The 24,760-nt window shown below is 66.8% G+C and carries 26 protein-coding genes and 1 pseudogene; 10 read left to right on the top strand and 17 right to left on the bottom strand.

Annotated features, from left to right (window positions below):
* Positions 1 to 264 precede the first annotated feature (264 nt).
* On the bottom strand, positions 265 to 1,500 hold the full coding sequence (locus RCH15_RS00655) for an ABC transporter substrate-binding protein (protein WP_326957019.1): 1,236 nt from the start codon (positions 1,498 to 1,500) through the stop codon (positions 265 to 267).
* Between the two features lie 322 nt (positions 1,501 to 1,822).
* Here RCH15_RS00655 and RCH15_RS00650 point away from each other — a divergent pair, with 322 nt between their 5' ends.
* The gene (locus tag RCH15_RS00650; protein WP_409016857.1) at positions 1,823 to 2,791 is read left to right on the top strand and encodes a carbohydrate ABC transporter permease; all 969 of its coding nucleotides are present in this window, start codon (positions 1,823 to 1,825) and stop codon (positions 2,789 to 2,791) included.
* Entirely contained in the window at positions 2,791 to 3,741 is a 951-nt protein-coding gene (locus RCH15_RS00645; protein ID WP_326957017.1) for a carbohydrate ABC transporter permease, read from the top strand. The genes RCH15_RS00650 and RCH15_RS00645 overlap by 1 nt, the downstream gene beginning before the upstream one ends.
* Positions 3,742 to 3,839: 98 nt before the next feature.
* Here the strand turns inward: RCH15_RS00645 and RCH15_RS00640 are convergent, their stop codons facing one another.
* From RCH15_RS00640 to RCH15_RS00615, 6 genes are all read right to left on the bottom strand, one after another.
* On the bottom strand, positions 3,840 to 4,094 hold the full coding sequence (locus tag RCH15_RS00640) for a DUF6480 family protein (RefSeq protein ID WP_326957015.1): 255 nt from the start codon (positions 4,092 to 4,094) through the stop codon (positions 3,840 to 3,842).
* A gap of 50 nt (positions 4,095 to 4,144) precedes the next feature.
* Complete coding sequence (locus RCH15_RS00635; protein WP_326957013.1) at positions 4,145 to 5,320, bottom strand: zinc-dependent alcohol dehydrogenase; 1,176 nt, start codon at positions 5,318 to 5,320, stop codon at positions 4,145 to 4,147.
* Positions 5,321 to 5,423: 103 nt separating this feature from the next.
* Entirely contained in the window at positions 5,424 to 5,693 is a 270-nt protein-coding gene (locus RCH15_RS00630) for a CDGSH iron-sulfur domain-containing protein (RefSeq protein ID WP_326957011.1), read from the bottom strand.
* The gene (locus RCH15_RS00625) at positions 5,690 to 6,727 is read right to left on the bottom strand and encodes a glycosyltransferase (RefSeq protein ID WP_326957009.1); all 1,038 of its coding nucleotides are present in this window, start codon (positions 6,725 to 6,727) and stop codon (positions 5,690 to 5,692) included. The genes RCH15_RS00630 and RCH15_RS00625 overlap by 4 nt, the downstream gene beginning before the upstream one ends.
* Positions 6,724 to 7,776, bottom strand: a complete 1,053-nt coding sequence (locus RCH15_RS00620; protein WP_326957007.1) for an iron-containing redox enzyme family protein — start codon at positions 7,774 to 7,776, stop codon at positions 6,724 to 6,726. The genes RCH15_RS00625 and RCH15_RS00620 overlap by 4 nt, the downstream gene beginning before the upstream one ends.
* Positions 7,777 to 7,834: 58 nt before the next feature.
* Entirely contained in the window at positions 7,835 to 8,293 is a 459-nt protein-coding gene (locus tag RCH15_RS00615; protein ID WP_326957005.1) for a DUF4383 domain-containing protein, read from the bottom strand.
* A gap of 850 nt (positions 8,294 to 9,143) precedes the next feature.
* Between RCH15_RS00615 and RCH15_RS00610 the strand changes: the two genes are divergently transcribed.
* Positions 9,144 to 9,842 (top strand): TetR/AcrR family transcriptional regulator C-terminal domain-containing protein, encoded by a 699-nt coding sequence (locus RCH15_RS00610; RefSeq protein ID WP_326957003.1) that lies wholly within the window; start codon positions 9,144 to 9,146, stop codon positions 9,840 to 9,842.
* A 26-nt stretch (positions 9,843 to 9,868) separates the two neighbouring features.
* Complete coding sequence (locus tag RCH15_RS00605) at positions 9,869 to 10,099, top strand: zinc-ribbon domain-containing protein (protein WP_326957001.1); 231 nt, start codon at positions 9,869 to 9,871, stop codon at positions 10,097 to 10,099.
* A 15-nt stretch (positions 10,100 to 10,114) separates the two neighbouring features.
* Here RCH15_RS00605 and RCH15_RS00600 read toward each other — a convergent pair whose 3' ends face one another.
* Positions 10,115 to 10,891 (bottom strand): isocitrate lyase/PEP mutase family protein, encoded by a 777-nt coding sequence (locus RCH15_RS00600; protein WP_326956999.1) that lies wholly within the window; start codon positions 10,889 to 10,891, stop codon positions 10,115 to 10,117.
* Positions 10,892 to 11,080: 189 nt separating this feature from the next.
* A complete protein-coding gene (locus RCH15_RS00595; RefSeq protein WP_326956997.1) occupies positions 11,081 to 11,734 on the bottom strand; it encodes an ArsR/SmtB family transcription factor in 654 nt (217 codons plus the stop codon).
* A gap of 84 nt (positions 11,735 to 11,818) precedes the next feature.
* On the opposite strand from RCH15_RS00595, the pseudogene RCH15_RS00590 reads away from it, so the two are divergent.
* Positions 11,819 to 13,108 (top strand): annotated as a pseudogene (locus RCH15_RS00590) (MFS transporter); the annotation flags it as partial.
* Positions 13,109 to 13,120: 12 nt separating this feature from the next.
* On the opposite strand, the gene RCH15_RS00585 reads toward RCH15_RS00590, so the two are convergent.
* The gene (locus tag RCH15_RS00585) at positions 13,121 to 14,755 is read right to left on the bottom strand and encodes a DUF7059 domain-containing protein (protein WP_326956995.1); all 1,635 of its coding nucleotides are present in this window, start codon (positions 14,753 to 14,755) and stop codon (positions 13,121 to 13,123) included.
* Positions 14,756 to 14,785: 30 nt separating this feature from the next.
* Positions 14,786 to 15,226 (bottom strand): MerR family transcriptional regulator, encoded by a 441-nt coding sequence (locus RCH15_RS00580; RefSeq protein ID WP_326957703.1) that lies wholly within the window; start codon positions 15,224 to 15,226, stop codon positions 14,786 to 14,788.
* Positions 15,227 to 15,513: 287 nt separating this feature from the next.
* Between RCH15_RS00580 and srmL the strand changes: the two genes are divergently transcribed.
* The 3 genes from srmL (at position 15,514) to RCH15_RS00565 (ending at position 17,869) form a co-directional block, all read left to right on the top strand.
* Complete coding sequence (gene srmL, locus RCH15_RS00575) at positions 15,514 to 16,671, top strand: PheS-related mystery ligase SrmL (RefSeq protein ID WP_326956993.1); 1,158 nt, start codon at positions 15,514 to 15,516, stop codon at positions 16,669 to 16,671.
* Positions 16,672 to 16,709: 38 nt separating this feature from the next.
* A complete protein-coding gene (locus RCH15_RS00570) occupies positions 16,710 to 17,213 on the top strand; it encodes a hypothetical protein (protein ID WP_326956991.1) in 504 nt (167 codons plus the stop codon).
* A gap of 116 nt (positions 17,214 to 17,329) precedes the next feature.
* Positions 17,330 to 17,869 carry a hypothetical protein gene (locus RCH15_RS00565; protein WP_326956990.1) on the top strand — a complete coding sequence of 180 codons (540 nt, stop codon included), beginning with the start codon at positions 17,330 to 17,332 and terminating at the stop codon, positions 17,867 to 17,869.
* Positions 17,870 to 17,932: 63 nt separating this feature from the next.
* On the opposite strand, the gene trhO is transcribed toward RCH15_RS00565, so the two are convergent.
* On the bottom strand, positions 17,933 to 18,826 hold the full coding sequence (gene trhO / locus RCH15_RS00560; RefSeq protein ID WP_326956988.1) for an oxygen-dependent tRNA uridine(34) hydroxylase TrhO: 894 nt from the start codon (positions 18,824 to 18,826) through the stop codon (positions 17,933 to 17,935).
* 143 nt (positions 18,827 to 18,969) lie between these two features.
* Here trhO and RCH15_RS00555 point away from each other — a divergent pair, with 143 nt between their 5' ends.
* Positions 18,970 to 19,662, top strand: coding sequence for a GNAT family N-acetyltransferase (locus RCH15_RS00555; protein ID WP_326956986.1), 693 nt, complete (start codon positions 18,970 to 18,972; stop codon positions 19,660 to 19,662).
* A gap of 53 nt (positions 19,663 to 19,715) precedes the next feature.
* Positions 19,716 to 22,103 (top strand): DEAD/DEAH box helicase, encoded by a 2,388-nt coding sequence (locus tag RCH15_RS00550; RefSeq protein WP_326956984.1) that lies wholly within the window; start codon positions 19,716 to 19,718, stop codon positions 22,101 to 22,103.
* 10 nt (positions 22,104 to 22,113) lie between these two features.
* Here RCH15_RS00550 and RCH15_RS00545 read toward each other — a convergent pair whose 3' ends face one another.
* From RCH15_RS00545 to RCH15_RS00525, 5 genes are all read right to left on the bottom strand, one after another.
* A complete protein-coding gene (locus RCH15_RS00545) occupies positions 22,114 to 22,527 on the bottom strand; it encodes an Rv3654c family TadE-like protein (protein ID WP_326956982.1) in 414 nt (137 codons plus the stop codon).
* Positions 22,524 to 22,910 carry a TadE family type IV pilus minor pilin gene (locus RCH15_RS00540; protein WP_326956980.1) on the bottom strand — a complete coding sequence of 129 codons (387 nt, stop codon included), beginning with the start codon at positions 22,908 to 22,910 and terminating at the stop codon, positions 22,524 to 22,526. Before RCH15_RS00540 ends, RCH15_RS00545 begins: the two co-directional genes overlap by 4 nt.
* 104 nt (positions 22,911 to 23,014) lie before the next feature.
* Positions 23,015 to 23,308 carry a DUF4244 domain-containing protein gene (locus RCH15_RS00535; RefSeq protein WP_326956978.1) on the bottom strand — a complete coding sequence of 98 codons (294 nt, stop codon included), beginning with the start codon at positions 23,306 to 23,308 and terminating at the stop codon, positions 23,015 to 23,017.
* Positions 23,309 to 23,475: 167 nt separating this feature from the next.
* Entirely contained in the window at positions 23,476 to 24,087 is a 612-nt protein-coding gene (locus tag RCH15_RS00530) for a type II secretion system F family protein (protein ID WP_326956976.1), read from the bottom strand.
* Entirely contained in the window at positions 24,084 to 24,752 is a 669-nt protein-coding gene (locus RCH15_RS00525) for a hypothetical protein (protein WP_326956975.1), read from the bottom strand. Before RCH15_RS00525 ends, RCH15_RS00530 begins: the two co-directional genes overlap by 4 nt.
* Positions 24,753 to 24,760 lie beyond the last annotated feature (8 nt).

Below are 24,760 nucleotides of genomic sequence, written 5' to 3'. Positions count from 1 at the left end.
CCCCGTGAACACGCTGGTGGGTCATTTCACGGGCCTGGCCACGGGCGTGCTTTGCCTGTACGTCTTTGGCCTGCAGGACAGCCCACCCGCCCCGGTGGGCGGGTGGGGCGGCTCCTGCGTGGCCGCCGGAGCCGTTTCCGTTGCGCTCCAGGGCCCACCCAAGCCGGGCTGGCCGGTCCGCGGAGCCGCGTAGGCCCGCAGTCCGCCCAGCCCGGCTCCGGGGGTGCTGTGCCCCGGCCGTGCTGTTAACTGCCGCTACGGGTTTCAGGAACCTGCCTGATCAAAGGCGCGCTTGGCAGCGGCCTGGGCGTCGGCGAGGGCCTTGCCGGGCTCCTTCGTTCCGAGCAGCGTGGAGGCGACAGCGTTGTTCAGTTCCGTCTTGATGGTCTGGCCGGCAGGGGAAGCGCCGAGGGACTTCCCGGCCGGGAGGACGTCGTAGAACGCCTTGATGGTCTCATCGAATCCCGCATTGCCGCTGGCTTTGACGAACTTGTCCCGGATCAGCTTGTCCGCGGAAGGTGAGCCGGTAAAGAGGCCGGTGTTGATGCCCCCGGGAGTGGAGGAGATTTTCTCCGCCCTCGCCGCGCCGGCAGCGGACCAGGCATCGTCGGTGACCAGCGAGGTCATCCAGGCGCACGCGGCGTCGGCGTTCTTGGCTCCTGCGGGGATCACGAACGACGTTCCGCCGGCCACCGTGAACGGCTGGCCGCCCTTGTCCTTGAACGGTACGGCGGAAATATTCAGTTCCGCGGAGTACGGGGCCAGAACATTCACGTACCACTGGGCATCCACCTGTGCACCGACCTGGTTCTTGACGAACTGGTTGTCCTTGCCAAAGGTGTCGAACGCATCGCTGAAGCTCTTGGCCTTCGCGTAGCCGCCCTGCGCGTCGTAGATTTCCTTGAGGAAGGTCAGTGCCTCGATGTTGGCCGGGTCCTCCAAAGTCGGGACGCCCTTCTCGTCCATCAGCCGGCCCCCTTGGCCCAGCATCCACAGTTCCCCCTGCCCCCCGGCGACGGGGTCAAAACCCAAAGTTGCCGGGTTGTCCCCGGCAGCCTTGTAGGTCTTGGCTACAGCGCCCAGGAGTTTCGTCTTGTCCGAGGTGTCAATGTCGGATGCCGATACTCCGGCGGGCTGCAGGACATTCTGGTTGAGGATGATGGCGGCGGGCTGGTAGAACTGCGGCACCGCCCAGACCTTGTCCTGGTAGCTGACCTGCTGTGTGACGGCGGGGTAAAACTGCTTGGCCGGGTCCATGCCGTGTGCCTTGAAGCATCCGTCCAGGGGTTTAATGAGGCCCTGGGCGGCGTATGTGGCGACAAATGCCCTGTCCATTTGAACAACGTCCGGGACGTCCCCGCTGGCTGCCCGCGTGGTGAACTTCTGGGCGTCAAATGGCGTCTGGTCCATGGTGATCTTGACGTTGGGGACCTGTTCGCCGGCATAACCCATGCGGGCCTTGCCCACGTCATCAGCATTGTCGAAAGCCCACGCCGTCATCGTCCCGGACGCTTCTTTCTTGAAATCCGCAGACTCAGCGGCCGGGGACGCATTTCCGCCGCCGCAGGCGCTCAAGCCCAGAACCGCTCCAGCGAGAACCGCAACACCTTTTCCTCGACCGCGCATGGCCATCCTTCCGAAATCACTATCCGAGCAGGTTCGGCCGGGAAAACTCTCGGCGAAACACCACTTAACTGTCAGACTGTAAGTAAGCTTGCTAATTCGAAAGCTAGCCGAAGCCGCAGGTGGGGCGCAAGGTGGGGCCATGTTTCGCGGTCCGGCACCGTGTCCCGTCCGCGTTGAAAGATCGGAGAGAGCGGTAGTGGTGGGAGCAAATTGGCGGGGCCGCGACGCCCCGCGCACGGCCGGGAGCAGGGTGCGTCCGGCCCGGCACAAATACAACCGGCGGGAGGCGCTGGCGGGCTACCTGTTCATTTCGCCGTGGATCATAGGATTTTTGGTCTTCATGCTCGGCGCCATGGCTTACAGCCTGATCATCTCCTTCAGCCGCTATAACCTCGCCACCAACGTGGCGCGGCCGGCCGGGGTTTCAAACTACGCACTTCTGTTCGACGATCCCAAGGTCGCCCTGTCACTGGCCAACACGCTGTTCTACGCGGTTATGGCGGTGCCCTTGGAGATCTGCGTTGCCCTCGGACTTGCGCTGCTGCTGAACCAGGTGGGACGCGGGGCGGGGATCTTCCGCACGGTGTACTACCTGCCGAAGATGACGCCGTCTGTGGCCACGGCCGCGGTGTTTCTGCTCCTGCTCAATGGCAACTCGGGGGCGATCAACCAGGCGCTGGGCTTCTTTGGCATTACCGGGCCGCAATGGCTTATTGATCCGGCGTGGGTGAAGCCGTCCATTGTGCTGATGACCTTATGGGGCGTCAGCGGCACCATGGTGATCTTCCTCGCGGCTCTCAAGAGCGTCCCCCAGGACCTCTACGAGGTGGCTTCCCTGGACGGTGCGGGTCCCGTCCGGAAGTTCCTCTACATCACGGTCCCGATGATCTCGGGGGCCATTTTCTTCAATGTGATTGTCCTAACGATCGCCGCGCTGCAGGTCTTCGACCAGGCCTACCTCCTCTTCTGGAGGGATCAGACCAGTACGGCGCCGGAGGCCTCGCTGTTTTACGGGATCTATCTGTTCCAGCAGGCTTTCCGTGAATTCAACTTCGGGTTCGCCTCGGCCATGGCCTGGGTCCTGTTCGTCCTGATCCTGCTCATCAGCCTCGTTCAGGTGAAGATCGGGAACAGATTTGTCTACTACGAAGGGGAGAAGCGCTGATGGCAACCACCCGGGCGCAACCGGCCGGCACGGAACTTCCCAAGGCCCCGGCGGTGGACACCGCTGCGGAAACGGCGCCGCTGCGACCGCGCCGGAAGACCCGCACCCCACGGGCACTCGCGGCGCGGGTGCTGCTGTGGATACTCTTGATTCTGATCAGCGGGGCTTTCCTCTATCCGCTCGCGTGGCTTATTGCCGCGAGCCTTAAACCGCGCGCCGAGGTCTTTGACAATGCCCTCATCCCCCGCACGTTCTCACCGCAGAACTACGTCCAGGTCTGGGAGCAGCTCCCGCTCATCAACTGGGTAACCAACAGTTTCCTGATTGCCGTCCTGGCAGCCTCGCTTGTTACCGTGTCCAGCGCGATGGTGGCCTTCGGGTTCGCCTATTTCCGGTTCCCCGGCCGGAATCTCCTCTTCGGCCTGGTCCTGGCCACCATGATGCTTCCGGGGGCAGTGACCATGGTTCCGCAGTATCTGATCTGGAAGAACCTGGGCGTTCTCGGCACGTGGATCCCGCTGTTCGGCATGAACCTCTTCGGGTCGGCCTTCTACATCTTCCTGCAACGGCAGTTCTTCCTCGGACTCCCCCGGGAGCTGTTCGAGGCCGCACGCATCGACGGTGCCAGCTACTTCGGGCTTTTCCGCCTGATAGCGCTGCCGCTGTCCATACCGTCGCTGGTGGTCATTTTCCTCTTCGAGTTCCAGGCCAGCTGGAACAACCTGCAATCCGCCTTGATCTACCTCAATGCCGGATCGGTGGAGGGCTTCACCGCACCCCTGGGCATCGCCTATGCGATGACCAAGTACAGCCCCACCAATGGCGGACAGGGCGACTACCAGTACGTCATGGTCGCCACCCTGCTCATTACCCTGCCCATGCTGGTGCTGTTTGCCTTCGGACAACGACACTTCATCGAAGGGGTGGCAACCGAAGGCCGCAAGGGCTGACCTGCACCAGGCCCGACTGGACGATCCGGGGGCGCCCGGCCAAAAACAGCCGGGCGCCCCACGACAGGCCACTCCTTTATTTGTGCAGGGGTTGGCCGCTACTCGCTGTGGCCCTGGTCCCGGCTCATCTGGTCCTCGGCCGGGGGCGTCTCCCCGGGCGGCACTCCCCCGCCCGGCTCCAGCCCGGTGATCTTTCCGTTGAGCGGATCGGGGTTGGCCGAGGCTCCCGCATCGGGGTCGCCTGATGCGGCGGGATCCGGGATCGAGTATTCCCGTACGCCTGGATTCTTTCCACCGTCCGCCCGGGGCGGGTCCGGGTTGGCGGGGTCATTCTCGGGATGATAGCTGCTCATAGAAACGCCTTTCGTTGCTCTGGTGATGTGCCGCTGGCATAGTGCCGCGTTCAGGGCTTCAGGATCACCTTGATGCAGCCGTCTTCCTTCTTCTGGAATATTTCGTACGCGGCCGCGGCTCCGTCCAGGGAGACCTCATGGGTTTTGAGGTCCATCACACCCAGCGGGTCACTGGGGTCTTCCACGAGGGGGATCAGGTGGTCGGTCCAGTTGCGGACGTTGCATTGGCCCATCCGGAGTTGGATCTGCTTGTCGAACATCGTCAGCAGGGGCATCGGGCTTGCCGTGCCTCCGTAGACACCGCTGAGCGAGATGGTGCCGCCGCGACGTACTGCATCAATGGCCGCATGGAGGACCGTCAGGCGGTCCACGCCGGCGGTTTCCATGGCTTTCTTGGCCAGCGCGTCGGGCAGAAGCCCCACTGCATGCTGGGCGAACGCGCCGACGGGGGAATGATGCGCTTCCATACCGACAGCATCGAGCACCGCATCGGGGCCCCTTCCGCCGGTCATCTCGCGCAACTGGTCACCAAGGTCATCCGAGAAGTCCATCGTTTCAATGCCGTGCCGCTCTGCCATACGGCGGCGTTCCGGTACCGGCTCGATGGCAATGACGCGCTGGCCAAGGTGTCGGCCGATCCGGCTCGCGAACTGGCCGACGGGGCCGAGGCCGAAGACTGCCAACGTCCCGCCATCGGGCACGTCGGCGTACGTGACGCCCTGCCAGGCCGTGGGAAGGATGTCGGAGAGGTAGAGGTAGCGCTCGTCGGGCAGCTCGTGACCAACCTTGATCGGTCCATAGTCCGCGTGTGGCACCCTCAGGTATTCTGCCTGGCCGCCGGGGACGGACCCGTAGAGCTCGGAGAATCCGAAGAGGCTCGCACCGCTGTTGTGGTCGTGCACCTGCGTGGTTTCACACTGCGATTGCAGGCCCTGCGTGCACATCCAGCAGTGTCCGCAGGAAATGTTGAACGGGATCACCACCCGGTCCCCGGGCACGAGGTTCGTGACCGCGGAGCCCACCTCCTGGACAATCCCCATGGGCTCGTGGCCTAGGATGTCGCCGGACTTCATGTACGGTCCAAGCACCTCGTACAGGTGAAGGTCGGAACCGCAGATCGCGGAGGAGGTGATCTTTACGATGGCGTCCGTGGGCTCCTGGATCACCGGATCCGGAACCACCTCCACGCTGACCGACCGTTTTCCCTGCCAGGTAAGTGCTCTCATGCTGTACTCCCGTTCAGATAGAAATGATAAGTATGCTGAGCAATTGATTATTGCTCGTCCGCGCGCCAAAGTGAAGGCGCGCCGCTCTGGGACCCGCAGCCTGCTAGGGCCCGGCAGTGCCGCCGGGACCCTGGGCCTCAGGCTTTGGAGCGCCGGGGGCGCCGGTGCGGAAGTTGATCAGTTTGTGGGTGCCGTCGCAGAAGGGCTTGATGGCGGAGGCTCCGCATCGGCAGAGGGCAACGGTCTTGCGCTGCCTCGGCACCGGTTCACCCGCAGACGTTACGACGTCGAAGTCGCCGCGGACCAGGATGGGACCATCAGGGCAAAGCACCAGGGAGGCGCTTCCGGGGCTTGGTGGGGTGGAACGGTTCATGGCTTCTTCCGATCGGAACTGTGGGAGGGGACGGGACGGACGGCACCGGCGTGCCGGAGCCGGAGCGTGGCCGGTGAGTGCGCGGCGGTCTTGAGCCGGAGCCCTGCATACGGCGCTCCTCCCGTGAGGCGGAGTGCCAGCGCAATCCAGATGCAGACGGCGCGCTCAACCACCCAGAGGGGCGCGAAGAGGACACACCCGGCCGGGAACACCTCCCGGCCGTGGTGCCGCCTGCGGCCGGCCTCGGCTAGAGACGCGGCAACCACCGCCCCGCACAAGAGGGCCGGTATCCGCCGCCGTGCGGGCTGACGCAGGATGCCGGCCAGGAGGGGCAGCAGGGCCAGTTCAGCGGTGAGGCGCACGGGTTGGGCGAAGTCGTCGTAGGCCTGCCGGATGCGCTGGCGCAGGAAGTGCCGGGCGGTGGGTGGCGTGCGGGCGATGAACAGACCCGGGGCCCGGTTCTCACGGCCGCCGCCGGCTGTGATTGTCCGGATGAGTTCCAGGTTCTCGAACAGGACGGGGTCATAGCCACCGGTGGCCTCGAGTGCCGCCCGCCGGACGGCGAGGGTCCCGGGGAAGTCACAGGTGACAGCCCTGTTGATCAGGGTCCGGGACCCATCCCACCGGGCGTGCCAGGGCCAGGCAGTGAAATAGTTCTGCGGCCGGACGACGTCGGCACTGTCCAGGCCCGCGAGGACGGCAGCGAGGGAGTCCCGGGTGTACCGCACGTCGTCGTCCGCTATGACCAGCCGCTCCGCCGAGCTCTGGCGCACGGCGGTAAGGACGGCCCGAACCTTGCCGTTGCCTTCCCCGCCAGGGCTGGGGCGCAGGTGGTTGACGGCGGGCGGAAAGGCCGACTTGTGCTGGCTGAACAACTGTTCCGGGGAACCGTCGACGACTGTGACGGGGATCCAACTGCATAACTGTTTCAGATACTGCACGAGATCACCCAGCGCGGCGTCGCCGGCCCACCGCAACGGCAGGATGTACTCCTCCCGCCTCCCCGCGGGAAGCTGCGGGGCTCCGCCGGTCATACGCTGGCAGGCACGGGCAGCCGCAGTGAGGATCGGCCGCTGTCCCAGGCCTCCATCAGGTGTGCGGCGAAGCGGGCATCGAGGCAGGAGACCGCAGCCGCTCCGAAGAGGACGTCTTCCAGCAGGCCCGGTTCCGCCTCTACCAGTCCGCCGGCGAGGTCCCTGCCGGCGATCTGTTCGTGGACGGCATCCGCCTCAACGTGCTCGTCGAAGTATCCGGTGACGTCTGCGTTAAAACCCAGGCGCCGGAATCCATTGCCGTACAGCTGGTTGGGGCGGGAGGAGGTCATCTCATACATCGCCAGATGCCCGGCGATGGCCCCACGGAGCCTACGGTTGAGCCCGAACAAGGACATCATGTTCACCGACGCCAGAGAGATCGCAGGCACGGCGTCGACGTAGCCGCCATAACTGTCATTGAGGCCCAGTCCCCGCATGGTCCGCGCAAACAAGGCACTGTGCATGTGTTCGGGGCGGCCACCGCCGTACTCGTCTGCCTGGATCTCCACGAGGGCGGCCTTGGCGCGGCCGCTCAGGCGGGGGATGGCCCACGTGTGCGGGTCGGCTTCCTTCAGCTGATACATCGATTTGTGGATCAAAAATTCCCGCAATTGCTCAGCGGTCGCCTTTTTCGCCACATGGCGGGAAACGCTGGGCCCGCCCTCGCGGGCCGCCAGGTCGAAGAGGAGGGCCGCCGTGGCATCACTGCCCGGCGGCAGGGGCTCCGGGCGGACAACCGAGTCCGTTACGGCGCTTGCTATGGCGCGGAGCCATGCCTCGAAAGGTTCTTCCAGCAGGTGCCGTAGGCCGATCAGGCCGGGGTGCCACTCCCAGCGTTCGTCGACTCCGTCCAGCCCGCCATAGTGCAGTTCGTAGAGGCAGAACAAGGCGAGCTGGACGTCGTCGTCGATCAGATCTTCGATGACGGACATCCGTCGGACGACGACGGCATGGAGGGCGGCCAGCCCGGCCGGGTCGGGCCCGGGCTCCTGCGCCAGGAGGGCCAGCACTCCGGCGCTGATGGGTCCGCGCGGTTCCGGGATGTTCATTTGTCCTCCTAGGCCGGGCAGGGCACGGCGGGTCGTCGTCCGATGGGTCAGGGGTGGGTTAGCGGCGGGCCGGGGCGGTCCTGGCAGTGTCGCGGGAGAGCACCAGGGCCAGTGCGATCATGCCCAGGCCCAGCACCAGGTGCAGCCAGTTGTCCGCGCTGTTGAGGGGAACGAAGTTCGCGGGCGAGTCGTGCCCTACAACAAGGCCGTACACCCAGAGGACCAGGTAAATAACTCCGCCGTAGAGCAGGTAGGCCTTGGCCTGGGTGCGGGTGCGGGCCATCAGAAGACCCGCCACACCGAAGAGCAAATGGACGATGTTGTGGAGAACGGATACCTGGAAGATCCCCAGAAGAAGGGCGCCGGATTCGTGGCCCGCGAGCCCGAGGGAGTCATAGTTGGTGGTGATTCCGGGGATGAAGCCGAGAATGCCGACCAGCAGGAAGACCGCTCCGACTGCTTGCGCAGCCTTTTGTAGCGTGGTTTTCCGCTGTGTTGCGGGGTTGGCATTAGCCATGATGTGCTCTCTTTCGGTAGGAAGCTCCGCCTGGTGCGGGCACTTCGTGACGCCGGCGGCGAGTGCCTCCGGCTAGTTAATAGTTGCTTGGTGCGGCTTCGGCCGCCACTGGTTGCTGCGGTACCACCAGGAATATAGGTTCCCCGCAATGGCCTCGCAGACTGGCGCAGTAAGCTCGCCGTAGCCTCTGCCATGACGCGTCCGGTACAAAGGACGGGTGTCCTTGCGGGAGGTTGATCCGACGGCCCCGGGGCCGCCGCACCGAGAACAGGTGGCGACGGCCCGGGCGACTCCCCCGGCCGCTCCGAGGCGGCGCCGGGGCGAACGCTCAGTTCCTCAGACCATCCCCGGATAGCTCGAAAGGATGTAGTCTGCCGCGGCGGGTCCCTTCATGCGAAGGCGTGTGCGTCCCGGACGAATCCGTTTTTGCCGCATAGCCGCCCAGAACGCGTCTTCAGGCCGGGGCGCCGCCTGGGTCAGGAAGCACCAGCTTGTGTAAACGCCGTAGAGGGAGTCCCTTCCCAGGACGTCGGACGCGGTGTCGGGGGTAGTTGCCTCCAGAAGGAAGCGATCGTACTGCGAGTCTGCCATGGTCGGCTCGTTCCGCTAAGTGCGCTTTTTTGGCTGCCGAGGGCTACAGCAGCCGAGGCTTGAACGCCGTGCGCGGGGCGTCAAGCGGGTCCGAATCTCAGCTCTGCGACTCGGGGTGTACGGGTGAAACATGACTGATGGATGAGCTGTTTTCCTACACTGTAGACAATACGCGTAGACTACTTGATAAGCAAGCTTGCTTACTGTTTCATCGGCGTTCCTCGGAGGGCCGTACTGCACAGCCACTCGAACGGAATTCATGTCCCCCGCAGAAGAACCCACCCGCCCTTCGGCACAGGGACGAAAAGCGCGGCTCAGCCGGGAGGTTGTCCTGTCCACTGCCCTGGAACTGGTTGATGCCCACGGCCTTGATGCACTCACGATGCGCCGGCTGGGGCAGAAGCTCGGCCGTGATCCGATGAGCCTGTACCGCTACGCCGAAAACCGGGCGGCCCTCCTGGACGGCGTTTCTGAGCTGGTCCTGGACGAGCTGGCCATCTTTCCCGAGGATCCGGACTGGCAGTCCCAGCTCCGGCGCATCGCCCACGATCTTCGCGACCTCGCACTCCGGCATCCGAACGTCGTTCCCCTTCTGGTGACCCGGCCGTTGTCGACCCCGCTGGGGCTCCGCCCCCTGGGCACGCTGCGGCCACTTGAGCAGATCCTGTCATTGCTCGTCGACGCCGGATTCGCCGCCGCCGACGCCCTCCACGTCTACCGCGCCTACTACGGATTTTTGTACGGCCATATCCTCAATGAACTGCAGGAGTTCATTGTGGACCCGGAGGAAAACGAAGCGCTCCTCCGCCTGGGCCTGCACCGGTTGCCACCGAAGGATTTCCCCAACTTGCGCGCCCTGGCCCCGGTCCTCGTCGACTACGACGGCATGGCGGAACTTGATGAAGGAATCACCATCCTGCTCACCGGACTAGCCGCACGCCTCACCCCCCGGGCTTGACCAGCCCCTCTCGAAAGGCACCAGCCATGTTTCTCCTCTTCGGCCTCAAGACTGTCCTGAACGACCTCCCGGGGCGGCAGGCAACCTGCCAACACTGCGGCCAGTTCGTTCACCACCATCTCCAGGAACGAGCCACCAAGTTCACCCTGTTCTTCATTCCCCTCTTCACCACTTCCAAGACATTCCGGATTGCCTGCTCGAACTGCGGCCATACGTCAGCTGTTAGTGCGCGGCAACGGAAGGCCGTGGCGTGGTAGCACGAAGACCGGCCGCTACCGCGCGCTGAATGACTGGAGCTGTGACTGCATCTCCCAATACGAAGTGGCGGCCGGCACCTGCTTACCGTCGCGCAGGGCATTAACCACGTTCACCGCCGCGTCCACGGCGGCGCGGTAGGGCAGGGAGCCGGAACTCACCCGGTGGACCCCCAGCTCCCCCAGCTCGGCAACTGTCAGTGACGGGTGGGCCAGTACGTTCAGCGGCAGCCCAATGCCAGCGGCAATGCTTCGGATGTCCTCCGGTCCCGCAAGCCCGGGGACAAAGATCCCGTCCGCTCCGGCGTCGGCGTAAGCACGTGCGCGGAGCAGGACGGCGTCCACGGTGGCCTGCTCGCCGAACCAGATGTTGTCCACCCGGGCGTTGATGAATACTTCCGGGCTGCGGTGTTTGACAGCGGCGACCTTGTCAGCGAAAGCGGTCAGTTCCACCAGATGCCCGGCCGTACTGTCCTCCAGGTTGATCCCTGCTACGCCCAGGTTTGCCAGGTGGGCCACCAGTTCCGCGACCTCGGCGGGATCGTCGGAATAGCCGTCCTCGACGTCTGCCGTGACATGAACAGGCAGCCGGCACAGCTGCGCCGCGACTGCGAGGGTGTCCGCCTTGCTGGACCGGCCGCCGTCAGGGAGGCCTGCACTGGCCGCGATGCCAAAACTGGTGGTGCCGATGGCCGGGTATCCTGCAGTGGCAAATGCCAGGGCGGATCCAAGGTCCCACGCGTTGGGCAGCAGGAGCGGCGCCGCAGTGTGGTGAAGTTCCCTAAAAGTGGCCATTTCCATTCCCATCCCTGCCAACCGACCAGGCGGATCCACGATCAGTTTATAGACGCGGGCCGCCGGCGCAATGAAACGCCATCGGATTACGCCAAGCCCCTGCGGATGAGTCGCCACGGGCCTCTCGGGTCCGCCCGCCGCGACCGCACCGTCTTGATGTGGTGGCCGCGGATCCGGGCAGCGCGCGGCTTAGGAGGCCGGCGCGGCCTTGCCGCGGTCATCCGGGATCATCGACCACATAGTGGCCATCCGCTCCGCCCCCTCAGGCACCTGGTCCGGCTCGTGCAGCTCATAGTCCCGCAGGAGGTCAAAGATTCTCTCGTTCAGTTCCGCGCGCTGCTCCGGCGTCAGGTACAGCAGGTTGCTGGCCAGCATCATGGACGAGGGCACGTCCACCTCCTCGCCGCGCCGGCGCCGTTCATCCTGCGTCTTGGCGTAGGCATTGACACGGCGGCGGAAAGCATCGAGCTCCAGGTCCAGCACGGCAAACTCAGGGCTCGCGGATCCCCCGCCAGAGTTGATGGTGAAGTCGGTGCCCGCCGCTTTCCAACGGCGCTCCCGCGCGTCGCCGGCGGTGGCGGCCGGCTCCACAATGCCCCATTTCTGGAGCGCCCGCAGGTGGTAACTCATTGCACTGGGGGTGAGGCCGGTCTGCGCGGCGAGCTCCGTGGCCGTCCGGCTCAGCTGGGTTGAATACAGCTCGGAAATGACTTCCAGCCTGGCCGCATGTGCCAGCGCACGGATCGCCTTGGGGTCAGTGATTTCCACATGCTTTTCCGGGCGCTGCCGACGATTCGGGGCCGGAGGAAGCTGCGACTCCGGCGTCGGGGTTTCTGCATTCACCTCATTAGTCTACCGAGCCGGAATCTATCCAACTATGAAAGAAATGCTTGACAAATACTTTGGTTCAGCGGTATTTTGCAACCTATGAAACAGGCATTTCAGGATGCGCCTGGTGAAAACCATGCCGCGCTGCCGCTGAGACGCAACCGGGACTTTCTCCTGGCGAGCGGCTCGCGCTTTATCGCCACCGCCGGCATGGGCGCCGTCATCATCAGCGTCATGCTACACCTGCAGCGTGTTGCCGCGACGGGCCAGACCTCCATCGCGGGGCCCTGGCTGGTGGCCGCCTACCTGTTTTGCTCCGCGCTCCCGCTGGTACTGCTGGCCCCGTGGGCCGGCCGTCTGGCCGATACCCGCGACTCCCGGACGCTGGCAGCGGGGTCATCCGTGCTCAGCGCCGCAGCCGTCGCCGGCATGGGGATCGGCTTGCAGGACTCCGAGAACCACCTTCTGGTGTTGTTCGCCATGACTTTCCTGTTGGGCGCCGCCCAGGCCGTAGCGGGGCCCACCTGGCAGGCCCTTCTGCCCCGGATCGTGGGCGAGGAAGGGACGCCGCGGGCGCTGGGCACCATGCAGGCAACCATCATGATTGCGGGCATGGTGGGCCCGGCAGCGGGCGGGCTGCTCAGCGGGTGGGGCGGTTACGCCCTGGTGTTTACCCTTGCCAGCGGCTGCTATGTAGCAATGGCCGCGGGTGCCCTGCTGATCCGGACCCGCCGCGGCTCCGCCGCCGACCGGGTAGGCAAAGAAAAACCTGCCCTGTGGGACGGTCTGCGCCTGATCCGTCGGGACGGCCTGGTCTGGGCGCTGGTTCTCGGCGCGCTGTTCTTCATCATGGTCGGCGAGGCAACGAATGTCCTGGAAGTGTTCCTCGCCCGCGACGAACTCGGTGCCACCGAAATGCAGTACGGCCTGGTGGCTGCCTCGTTTGGTCTCGGCATGGCGTCCGGAGCGGCTCTCGCCGCACGGATCAGGACCCCGGCAGCCCGCCTGCGCATCCTCCTCCTTTCGATGGGCCTGACCTCGGCATTCCTGGGAATTATCGCCATGGTGCCCAGCATGGAGCTGTTGTTTGTGGTCTACACCGCCATGGGTGCCGCGTGCGGGCTGCTGAACGCGTGCTTCGGAGCGATTGTGATTCTGCGGATCCCGGAAGACAGCCGGGGCCAGGCGATGGCCATCCTGGGCGGCCTGACCCGGGCCGTTTCCATTGGGGCCGTGGCCCTGGGCGGGCTTGTTGGTGCCCTGCTTCCCCTTCGGGCGAGCTTCCTGGCAGCCGGCGCCTGCGGAGTCCTGGCGGCCCTGGCGGTTACCGCATATGTCCTGCCGCGTTATGGCAGCGAGGGGGCGGCAGGTCCCACGCCAGGGCCCCGCCAGCCGGCCGCTTCAGGCGGGCAGCAGGAAACCGTCGCGCACCAGATTCCCCACCTCGGCGAGGAGCCCGCTCCGGAAGGTCGCGGCGTCCCAGTCCTCGCCCCCGCCCAGCAACGCCTCGAGGGCACCGATGATCTGCCCGACGGACAGGTCGCCGTCGCACGCTGAGACAAAGCCGGCCAGTTCCGTGCTGAGCAGGTTGGTGCGGCGGAGACCGCCGCCTTGGCGCAGGAGAATAACACCCGGATGCTCGGCGCCGGGGCGCTGGTGCCGCTCTTCCGTGACATCCTCGGCCACCAGCAGGTGTTCGACCGCCAGATCATGGCCGGCCAGCCAGTCGGCGCGCTCCACCGCCGCACCGAGGTGCGGGCCGACCGGCTGTTCGATCGCGTAGGTGATGTGCTCAAAGCGCCTCAGCACAGGCTGCCCAGCGGCCGGCCGCCGCAGCCAGATCATTCCGAACCCGATGGCCTCGACGCCGCGGGATTCGAAATCGGCCAGATAGGCAGCGTAGGACGACTGGTAGAGCCGCCGGTCGCGGGCCTCCGAGGCGTCCTGCAGCCACGTCTCGGCGTATTGCTCCGGACTGACCTGCTCACGCTGAATGAACCAGGCGTCGGCATCCGGACTGGCCCAGCTTTGCGGGCGTTCCGCCCAGTCGGCCCCCGCCGGAATCTCCCAGTTTCCCAAAAGCTGGGCCGTTCCGCCGGGGCTGAGCACGGAGGGGAGATCCCGGACCAGCACGGCAACGATGTCGTCGCCCGGCAGACCGCCGTCGCGGTAGGTGAACTGGTCCGCGGCGGCCTCCTCCGCGCTGCGCGGCGTGATCACGAACGGCGGGTTGGAGACCACCAGCTCAAAGTCCTCGCCCGCCACCGGATCCAGCAGCGAGCCCTGCCGCAGGCTCACCCGGGTTTCCAGGTCAGCCGGATCCAGATGCAGTTGACCGGCATTCAGCACCAGGTTGAACCGGGTAAATGCGAGCGCCCGCCGGGAGATGTCGGTAGCGGTCACGTGCTCGGCATGGTGCAGCAGGTGGAAGGTCTGGACGCCGCAGCCGGTCCCGAGGTCCAGGGCACGGCCAACATGCCGGCGGGCTGTGACCTGCACCAGAGTGGTCGATGCCTGTCCGATGCCGAGCACATGGTCATGGCGCAGGACGCCGGGGTGCTGGTGGGCGGCGAGGTCGCTGGCCACCCAAAGCTCCGCGCCGCCGCTTTCCTCCGAGTCGTCGCCGGGGATCCCTTCCCAGCCGTACGGCCGCAGATCCACCTTCGCCTGGACCAGGCCCTCCGCGGAGGGCTCCGCGAGGCCCAGTTCCAGCAGGCCCGCCGTGCGGATGCCGGGGAGGGCCGCGTCGAGTTCCGCGGCGGCCTGCGGTTCGGCCAGCAGCCAGAAACGGACGACGGCGGCGAGCGCCGCCGTCGCTGGGTCCCCGGAGCGGGCAGCTGCGGTGACGATCAGCGCGGGAACGAGCTGGTCGCGGCTGAGTGCGCCGTGCGCGGCCGGGCCCAGAAGACCAGCGACGCCGTCAACGGTGTAGCCGATGCGGCGCAGGTCCGCCGCAAGGGCGTCGAGCAGGTCCGGGAGGTCGCTGCGCGGGGCGTCGGGAGTGTTGCCGGCCGTGAAATGCGGGGAAAGAGTCACCGGACAAGTTTAGTCCGTGCAGCGCCGGGCTTAGAGCTGCTTTGCCGCATGGATCCGAAGGGCGTCCCGGACGAAAGATGCCCCGGCGATCCCGCCGTAGGTGGCAGCGAAGCGGGGATCGGCAACGTACATCTCGCCAAGGCCAGTGAGGTATTCCGTGAAGTCACTGCCGCCGGCGGCAGACGCCGCGGCAGGGGTGCCGGGGATGGCGGTGAGCCAGGCAAGGTGGCCGCCGGGTGCCCTGGGGGCGACGGGCTCGGAGGCCAGGACCCCGGCGATCCCCGGGAGACCGAGGCCGAGGTCCCGCAGCAGCAGGATGCGCTGCAACCGCACGAGGGCCGCCATGTCGTAGAACCGGCAGCCGTTCCCGCCGGTCCGGCTGGGTTTGAGCAGTCCGATGGTGTCGTAGTGGCGCAGCGTGCGGCTGGTGGTCCCGGCGATTCCGGCGATCTGCTGCACGGACCGTTCCAGGTGGCCACCTTGTCCCGTTCCGGCGCGGGCTAACTGGCGCCGGTAACCCGGTGCTAGGGCTTGACGTTACGTCAAGGTCAAGGCGCCGGTAATGGCGTCCCCCGCCGGACGGCGCAGCTTGTCGTAGCATGGGAGGTATGCATCTGCAGCAGCGATTTATCAGCCCTCGGCCGCTTTCCGGCCGCACGGGCTTCCTGCCGCGCACGTAATCGCAGCCGCCGGGGTCCGTCCGGTGCAGCGGCTGAGGGTGAAGTTCCCCTCCGCTCTCACACAAAAAGGACCCCCTCGTGAAAAAGTATGTAACCCCCCCCGACCTGCAGGCAGCCCTGGCTATGCGTGATCTTTCCGATCCCGCGCAGGGCCCGCACGCGATGTCCCTGTTGCTGGCTGACATTACGACGGCGCTGGATCGGTTGTGGGGCATCGGCGTCCAGACCCACCGGTCCAGTCCGCTCGTCGCGACCGCCGACAACTATGACCGGCTGGGCTATTCCCCCGACGACGTCACCAGGGACTCGCGCTATTCCCGCCACGTCAGCCCCACAGTGATGCTGCGGAGCCACACTTCAGCGGGCGTTCCTGCCCTTCTGGATTCGCTGCGCCTGGAATTGGGCCGTTACGACCGGCTGCACGCACTGCCCGGCCTGGTGTTCCGGCGGGACGCGATTGACAGAACCCATGTGGGCACCCCGCATCAGGTGGATCTCTGGCGGCTCAAAGCGCGCGGCCTGCTCGGTGCCGCCGATTTAGAGCAGATGATGTCGGCCGTCGTGGAGGCGGTCCTACCGGCCGCCGTTTACCCGGACGTGCAGTGGCGTGCGGGCCCGGCGGACCACAGCTACACGGACACAGGCCGGCAGGTCGACGTGCTGGTCACCCAGCCGGACGGTACCCGGGAATGGCTGGAACTGGCCGAATGCGGCCTCGTAGCCGCCCAGGTCCTTCGCGGCTCCGGACTCGACCCGCGGCGCTGGGCGGGCCTTGCCCTGGGACTCGGACTGGACCGTGCCGTGATGCTGCGCAAGGGCATCCGGGACATTCGGCTCCTCCGCTCGGACCACCCCGGCGTCGTGGCCCAGCTGCGGGACCTTAACCCGTATCGGCCGGTGTCGGTGATGCCGGAGGTCCGGCGCGATTTGTCCCTCGTCCTCGACTCCCCGGCGGAGGCCGACGCCGAACTGCTGGGCGACCGTGCACGGACGGTCCTCGGGCCGGATGCAGAGCTGCTGGCCGCCCTGGAAATCCGGGCGGTGACCCCGGCGTCGGGGCTGCCGGCTGCCGCCGTCGAACGGCTCCGCATCACTCCCGGCCAGGTTAATGTCCTGTTGCGGCTGGTACTGCAGCCACTGGACCGGACCCTGACGGATGGGGAGGCCAACCTGATGCGGGACCGCGTGTACCTTGCCCTGCACAGGGGGCCGGTGCAGGAGCTGGCTTCGGGGTAGGCGTCCCGGGGCCGGGCGCGGGACGGTAAGTTGGAAGCATGTTCCTCCCCATTCCCGGCGCCCGTCCTTCCGGGCGCACTGCTTCCGGGCCCCCTGCTTCCGGGCCCCCTGCTTCGGGTGTCCGCAGGGCAGCGCTCGGCGCGGCTGCCGCCGCCGTCATCGTCCTTGCCACAGCGGCTTGCACCCCCGTCCGTTCCGTCGAGTCCACCGATGTGCAGGAGTGGAAGGCCACCGCGCTTCCCTCGGCCGCCGGGATAGTGCTGGAGGACGCGGGAAAGATCCTCAACCGCGATCCAATCGTCAAGACCGCAGGCGGAATCGGTGCGGGCAGCTACCTGCTGACCGTGAGCTGCGATGGCGGCGGCAAAGCGTTCTTCGGGGTGTCCCTGGACGGCGCCACACTGGCAGAGGCGGGTGCGGCGTGCAACGGGAGCCGCGAGACGGCGCGCATCAAAGTCCCCGCGGCCGGGGCGTTGCAGGTCAGCACCTCCAGCGTTGACGCCCCGCTGGTTTACGCCTACCAGCTCACGCCGGCACAGTAAGCCCGATGCGCCCCCCGCCATTCGTTTCAGCGGGCCCGGGCACTAAAGCCGGAACAACCCGGCCGCAGGGACCGCCGGCACTGGCGCGGCCACACCGGGAGGGTTAAAGTCGGGACATGCCCACTGTCCCGGCATCAGGCATGCTCCGGACCCGCACGGCCTGCGCCGTGGGACTGCTCCCCGCCCTTTTGCTGGGGTCGTCGCTGGTGGGCTGCGCTTACGAATATGACGACGGGTCGGCCGGCGGAACGGCATCGGCCCCTGCTCCCGCGCCGACAGATGCCGCCCTGCCGCGGGATCCCATGCTCAGCCGGCCCGTTACCGGAGCCGCACTGGACGCGTGGGCCGCACAGGTGCTTCCCGACGCCCAGGGACAGGTGTTCCACAGCAATTACGGCACCCTCGCGGCGGCGGAGGAACACGAGGAAACCACAACGTATCTGCCCGCGGGCAGCTACGCGTTGACCTTGGCCTGCCGGAGCCCGCGGCGGGTCTCGTTCAGCATCGGCCACGACGATATGGAACTGGTGGACCTGAACCTGCGGTGCGGGACTTCCCGCGTCAACGTGGTCTACCTGCCCGCCGACGTCGTGCTCCACATAATCGTCAGGGCCAGAGCGGGCGCCAACTTCGCCTACCGGGTGAGCCGGATTTAAGCTCCCGGGGCAGTCACCCGGCTCCTTCGGTCCATGCAACGGTGCCGCCGGAACCCCCGGGCTTCAGGAAGCGCAGCCGTCCGGGCAGCGAAGGGTGTCCGGGCTGGCGGCACAGTCCGCGCAGTACAGGGTGAGCGTGCGGCAGGACGCGTTGGAGCAGTTCTCAAATTTGCTCGTCGGGGCAGAGCAGCGCACGCATTCGCCGATGGTTTTCGCGTCCTCGCTGAATTCGAGGTGCATGCGCTTGTCGAACACGTAGAGGGAGCCTTCCCAGAGGCCCTGGTCCTTGTAGGTCTCGCCGTAGCGGACGATCCCGCCGTCGAGCTGGTACACCTCTTTGAATCCGCGGTTCACCATGAGGCTGGAGAGCACCTCGCAGCGGATGCCGCCGGTGCAGTACGTGACCACCGGTTTGTCTTTGAGCGCGTCGTACTTGCCGGAGTCGAGCTCCCTGATGAAGTCGTGGGTGGTGGCAACATCCGGAACCACGGCACCCTTGAATTTGCCGATCTGGGCCTCGAAGCCGTTGCGGCCATCGAAGAAGACCACTTCCTCGCCTTCCGTCTTCCTCGCTTCGACGAGCTGGTGCAGTTCATCGGGCAAAAGGTGCTTGCCGCCGCCGACGACGCCGCCGGCATCAACCTTGAGTTCACCGGGGGCACCGAAGGACACGATTTCGTCGCGGACCTTGACGCTCAGCCGCGGGAAGTCGGCAGCGCCGCCGTCGGACCACTTCACGTCGATTTCGTGGAAGCCCTTGTATTCGCGGGTGGTCTTCACATACTGCTTGACCGCTTTCAGCTCGCCGCCGACGGTCGCATTGATGCCGTCTTTGGAAATGATGATGCGGCCGGTCAGTCCTAGTTTTTCGCAGAGCGCCCGCTGCCAGAGCCGGACGGCGTCCGGGTCCGGGAGAGGAGTAAAGCCGTAAAAGAGCACAATTCTGTTCAACGCCACCGTTTAAGGGTACCGGCTGGACCCCTGGCTGGAGCCCGGTCCCGGCAGCAGGCCGGGTGCGGTCCTGTCACAATTGCGTCAGCAAGGCCTGTTGCAGGGCCCCGCCCCTGTTGCATGGGGCATGGCTGGAATACTCTCATTCCATGAGTCTCGAGGCCATGGTTGAAGACACCACACATCTGCTGGAAACCTGGGTCACCGGTTGGGCGGGGTGCCGGGGATACGAAACACGCAGGGAGGGCCGGTTTCCTGCGGCCCTCCGGGCGGACACTACCCACGAGTGGGAATACTTCAGTCACGATCCTTCCGATGCGGAGTTCGCGCACCTGGCCGCCACCACCGGTGAAGTGCCTGCCCGGGTTCTGACGGTCCTCACGAACGACCTCGCGAGATACAAACTCCTGGCCCGGGAACACGGGCTCAACGTCACGTCGGCCTCGCAGACCATGATGATCGTGGATATGGAGACCCAGGACGCGGAGGATCCCTGGCTCCCGGACGACGACCTCCGCTGGGAGCCCTCCCGGTCCGACGGCGTTCACCATGCCGTGGTCTATGCCGGGGATGAGGTGGCGGCCAGCGGGCGCGTGTTTGTGGTCGGTCACACCGCCATCTTCGACAAGATCATCACCGAGCCGGCGTACAAACGCCGGGGGCTGGGCAGCTTCATCATGCGGGCCCTCGCCGCACAGGCTTTTGAGCACGATGTCGACACCGGACTGTTGCTGGCATCGCTCGACGGGCAAAAGTTGTATTCGCATCTCGGCTGGACGGGCGTCTGCCAGGTGATGATGCTTTCCGCCTCGGACGAGGGTGCGGACCTGTCCGTCGGCTGACACCCGGGGATCCCGGGCCCGGATGATTTGAGGCCGGGTGAAAGAATGGAGGAGTGAACCCGCGTGAGTCCCTGATTCCGTTGCTGGGCCGCGGCCCGGACCCGGAACAGCTCCGTCATGTGCGGACCATCGCCGCCCGCCAGGCCGTCCACGCGCCGTGGCCGAAATGGGCCCACCCTGATCTGGTTACCGCCTACGGTTCACTCGGTATCCACCAGCCCTACCGCCATCAGATCCAGGCAGCTGACCTCGCCCACGGCGGCGAGCACGTGGTGATCGCCACCGGCACCGCGTCCGGCAAGTCGCTCGCCTACCAACTGCCGGCCCTGGACGCGATCCACCGGTCGGAACTGCGGGTCCTCGCCGATCCCGGCAAGATCCACGACGACGGTGCCGTCACCCTGTATCTCTCCCCCACCAAGGCCCTGGCGGCCGACCAGCTTGCCGCCATCCGGGCACTGAAAATCCCCACGGTCCGGGCTGAAACCTATGACGGCGACACCGACCCCGCGTCCCGCCGCTGGATCCGGGACCACGCGAACTTCATCCTGGCCAACCCGGACATGCTGCACTTCGGAATACTCCCCAACCACGCCTGGTGGGCACGATTCTTCCGCCGGCTGCGCTACGTGATCATTGACGAAACCCACAGCTACCGCGGCGTCTTCGGATCCCATGTGGCCAACCTGATGCGACGGCTGCGCCGCATCTGCGCCTACTACAGCCCGGACGGGCCCGGGCCCGTGTTCATCGCAGCCTCGGCCACGGCGTCCGAGCCCGGAACGTCTTTCGGCCGGCTTATCGGAGCGCCGGTGCGTGCCGTGTCCGAGGATGCCTCCCCCCACGGTTCCACGACAGTCGCATTCTGGGAGCCGGCCTTGACCGAGCTCCGGGGCGAGAACGGCGCCAAGGAGCGGCGCACCGCCGTGGCGGAAACCGCGGATCTGCTGGCCAATCTGGTGTCCTCAAGGGTGCGGACCATAGCGTTTATCAAATCCCGTCGCGGCGCCGAAACCATTGCCGCCATCACTAAGCGGCTCCTCGACGAAGTTGATCCCAGCCTGCCGCAACGGGTCGCGGCCTACCGCTCGGGCTATTTGCCGGAGGAACGCCGGGCCTTGGAAAAATCGCTGCGGTCCGGCGAGCTGCTGGGCGTTGCCAGTACGTCGGCCCTGGAACTGGGCATCGATATCTCCGGACTCGACGCCGTGCTCGTGGCGGGCTGGCCGGGAACCCGGGCGTCGTTGTTCCAGCAGATCGGACGGGCCGGCCGGGCGGGGCAGGACGCCATCGCCGCCTTCGTCGCAAGCGATGACCCGCTGGACACGTACCTGGTAAACCACCCCGGGGCGATCTTCGACGTTTCCGTGGAAGCCACTGTCTTTGATCCCTCCAATCCCTATGTACTGGGTCCGCACCTGTGTGCCGCCGCCGCCGAACTCCCGATCGGGCACGCCGAACTGGACTTGTTTGGTGCCACGTCCGAGAAGCTCCTGAACCAGTTGGTGGCCCAAGGGTATTTGCGCCGCCGCCCGGCGGGGTGGTTCTGGACCCACCCGCAGAGCGCCGCAGCGATGGTGAACCTGCGGGCCGACGGCGGCGGGCCGGTGAGCATCGTGGACGCCGAAACCGGTTCCCTCCTGGGGACGATGGACTCCCCGCAGACGCACTACCAGGCCCACGCCGGGGCCGTCTACGTCCACCAGGGCGAGACCTACGTGGTGGAGGACCTGAACGAAGACGATCACTGCGTGATGGTGCGCCGCGCGAACCCGGACTATTACACGACTGCCCGGGACGTGACCCAGATCGAGGTCCTCGAAACCCAGCGCACCACACAGTGGGGTGACGTGGCCGTGCATTTCGGGGACGTGAAAGTAACAACGCAGGTGGTGTCCTTCCAGCGCAAGGCGCTGATTTCCAATGAAATCCTCGGTGAGGAACCGCTGCAGCTGGGAGCCCGGGACCTGTTCACCAAGGCGGTGTGGTTTGTGATGGACAACCGCTCGCTGACCGGCGCGGGGTTGATCGAGGCGCAGTTCCCCGGCGCACTGCACGCGGCCGAACATGCCGCCATCGGGCTCCTTCCGCTCGTGGCCTCCAGCGACCGCTGGGACATCGGCGGGGTATCCACTGCCATTCACGCCGACACCGGCGTGCCCACCATCTTCGTGTATGACGGCCATCCCGGCGGCGCTGGTTTCGCCGAGCGCGGCTATGACAAGGCAAGAGTCTGGCTCGCCGCCACCCGTGACGCGATCAAGGCCTGCGAATGCGAGTCCGGCTGCCCGTCCTGCGTGCAGTCACCCAAATGCGGCAACAAAAACAATCCCCTCGACAAGGACGCCGCGGTCACACTGCTGGATGTCCTGCTCGAAGAGGCCACGGACCAGATGTCCGCCACGCAGACGGACCCCGCAGTCTCACCGCTGCAGGCCTAGCACCACCGGCTCACGGGGGCGGGCCTGCCCGGGCAAGCCCGGTGGCCCCGCCTATGGGGGTGCGGACCTCGAGTTCGGTGCGGACCTGCACCGTGCCGCCGGTGCCTTGCGAGCAGCTGAGGATCTTTGCGCCGTTCCGGCGGGCAATGTCCGCGGCGACGACGCAGGGTTCTCCCGGAACAAGGCCCCGGGCAGCATCCGCCCCTCCCAGCGCCGCAAGATCGGCGGCGGCGGCGGCCCGCGACGCCATCGCGGCCGACTGTGCCAGCAGCATGACGAGCACGGTGGCGAGGACGACCAGCAGCCCCAGGCCTAGCGCCAAAACGGTGCCGGCACCGCGCTCCCGGTACGCGCGGGCTGCCGTAGGCGCCGGGTCCAGCGGATGCCCGGACCGCGGCGTCCCGGAGCTCACCGGCCGGTTCATGCGGCCAGGTTTTGCATCAGCTGGTGGCTCCGCGTCCGGGGACTCCGGACCGCGGCCACCGGACCTGACGTTTCACCCCGGGTCCAGGCGCGGGCGGTGAGGTTCCAGGGAAGAAGTGAGCCAACGGCCCCTGGAACCTTGCCGGAGACTGTGACGCTGAGCCACTGCCCGTCGGACGCCACGGCCGAGGAGGCCGAGGTGCCAGCGAGCCGGCGGACGATCCCTTCCACGGCAGCGGCGTCCTCGCCGCGCGCCAGGGCACGGGCACCGGCCCTGGCTGCTTCCTCGAGCCGCAGTTGGGTCACCCCGGCCGCAGAGCCCGCGAGCAACAGGGCGAGCAGGAGCACCACGGCAGGGAGCGCGACGGCGAATTCTGCTGTCACAGCACCGCGGCATGTGGTCCCTGGGCCCCGCTGCTCCCGCGGGGCTGCCGACGGGCTCGCGGAAGCCGCTGCCCTGGGTGCCCGCCGAACCGGCCAACGGCCTGTCATGGCAGCGCGAGCGCCGTGCGGATAAGGTTCAGCAGGAACCCGCGGACCTCATCGCTACGCATAATGAACACGAGGATGCCGGCAAAGCCCACGGCGGCGAGCGTGGCGATGGCATATTCGGCTGTCGCCATGCCAGTCTCAGCGCCCAGCAGCTCCCGCAGCCTTCGTGCGCGGCGCGGGACCGGCCCGCTGGACCCCGGGTAGATTTCACGGATCTCGGCGCTGTCCTGCGGCGCCCGGCTCTGCTGGGCGTTGACTGCGCCGTCACGTGCCGTGGAATGGGTGGACATGGTGGCTTTCCTTTCGTAGATTCCGGCGGAATTGCCGGCTGTTCTTAGACTCTTCCGGCCCGAAGACCGGCCTGGTAGCAGCTCCCGAGGCCAAGTGGAAAACCCGGCCATCAGCCCGGGCTGTGGAGGACAACTGACCCGCCGCCGGGGAACTGCTTGGTGCCGGTTCAGCCCGGCAGCATGGCAAGCAGCACCGGGATGACGCCCAGGCAGACGAAGGCCGGCAGCGAACACAATCCCAGGGGCACGACGAGTCTCACGCCAAGGGCTGCGGGTTTTTTCTCGGCTGCCCGGAACTGCTCACGGCGCAGGCGCGCCGCTTGGGCATAGAGGATGGCGGCGGACGGTGCGCCGGTAAGGGCGGCAAACCCCAGTGCCTCGCGCAGGGCGAGGAGCCGGGGCGACCGGACGGCCGAACTGCGCCAGGCGGTGTCCCAGTCGGCGCCAATCGCGAGCGCCGAGACCACCGGGCGCAACGGTGACCGGAGGTCCGGGGTCGCCAGCTCAGCCACCAGCGCCAGCGCCCGGTCCAGTCCCGCCCCGGCCTCCAGCATCGCACCGATCAGTTCCAGCATCATCGCCGTGTCGTCGAGCCCGGGGCCCAGGGATCGGCCGGATGGCCGGAAGCCGTCATGCGGGCCCGCCGGCCCGTCAACCGTGGGGGTACTCCGGGTCTGACGTCGAAGCCGCCGCCTGGCCGCGCCGTCGCCGGATCGCGCTGTGACTGCCACGGCCACGAGGACCGCCAGCACCACCAGGCCCGCGGCGTCGGCTGTCACGGCCGGGCGGCTTCAGCTGCCCGGACGAGCCGTGCCGACCAGATCCGGCCGGCCGTGGTGAGCGCCAGACCCGCGGTCAGCGCCGCCGCTCCCCACGGGCTTCCCAGCAGAAGATGGACGGGGTCCACACCCATCACCAGACCCAGGCCGAGGCCGAGGAACGGCAGCCCGGTCAGCAGCCGCACGGTCGCGCGGGGCCCGGCCAGCGCCGTTTGCCGGGCCGCCTCGGCGTCGTCCTCCGCCTCCAGTTGGGCGGCAAACCGCGTCAACAGTTCCGCCAGCGGGGAACCCGTTGCCTCGGCCACGTCAAAGCACGCGGCGAGCTGGAACCAGACCCGCAGCTCCAACCTCTCCCCGGCCGCCCGGTTCCACCGCAGTGTTCCAGATCCGGCTGGCCCGGAGGGGGCTGCTCCGGCGAGGCGGATGGCCGCGCCGACGGACGACCCCTGAACGGCTGCGGACCGGGCGGCTGCAAGCAAGCGCAGAGAGCCCGGGGCAAGCACCGGCGCCCGCTGCCCAGACGTCTCCCACGGCTGAACCGAAGCCTCCCGGGACAAGGATGCGGACGGTCCGCCCGCATGCAGGAGCCACAGCTCGCCCCACAACCGCGCCGGCGTGCGGCCACCCTTGAGCAGGGCCGCCATCTGCTGCACGAACAGGGTCATGGAAACGG

The organism is Arthrobacter sp. MP_M4, from assembly GCF_035984855.1.
Taxonomy (GTDB): Bacteria; Actinomycetota; Actinomycetes; order Actinomycetales; family Micrococcaceae; genus Arthrobacter.
This window is presented reverse-complemented; position numbering and strand designations above follow the sequence as displayed.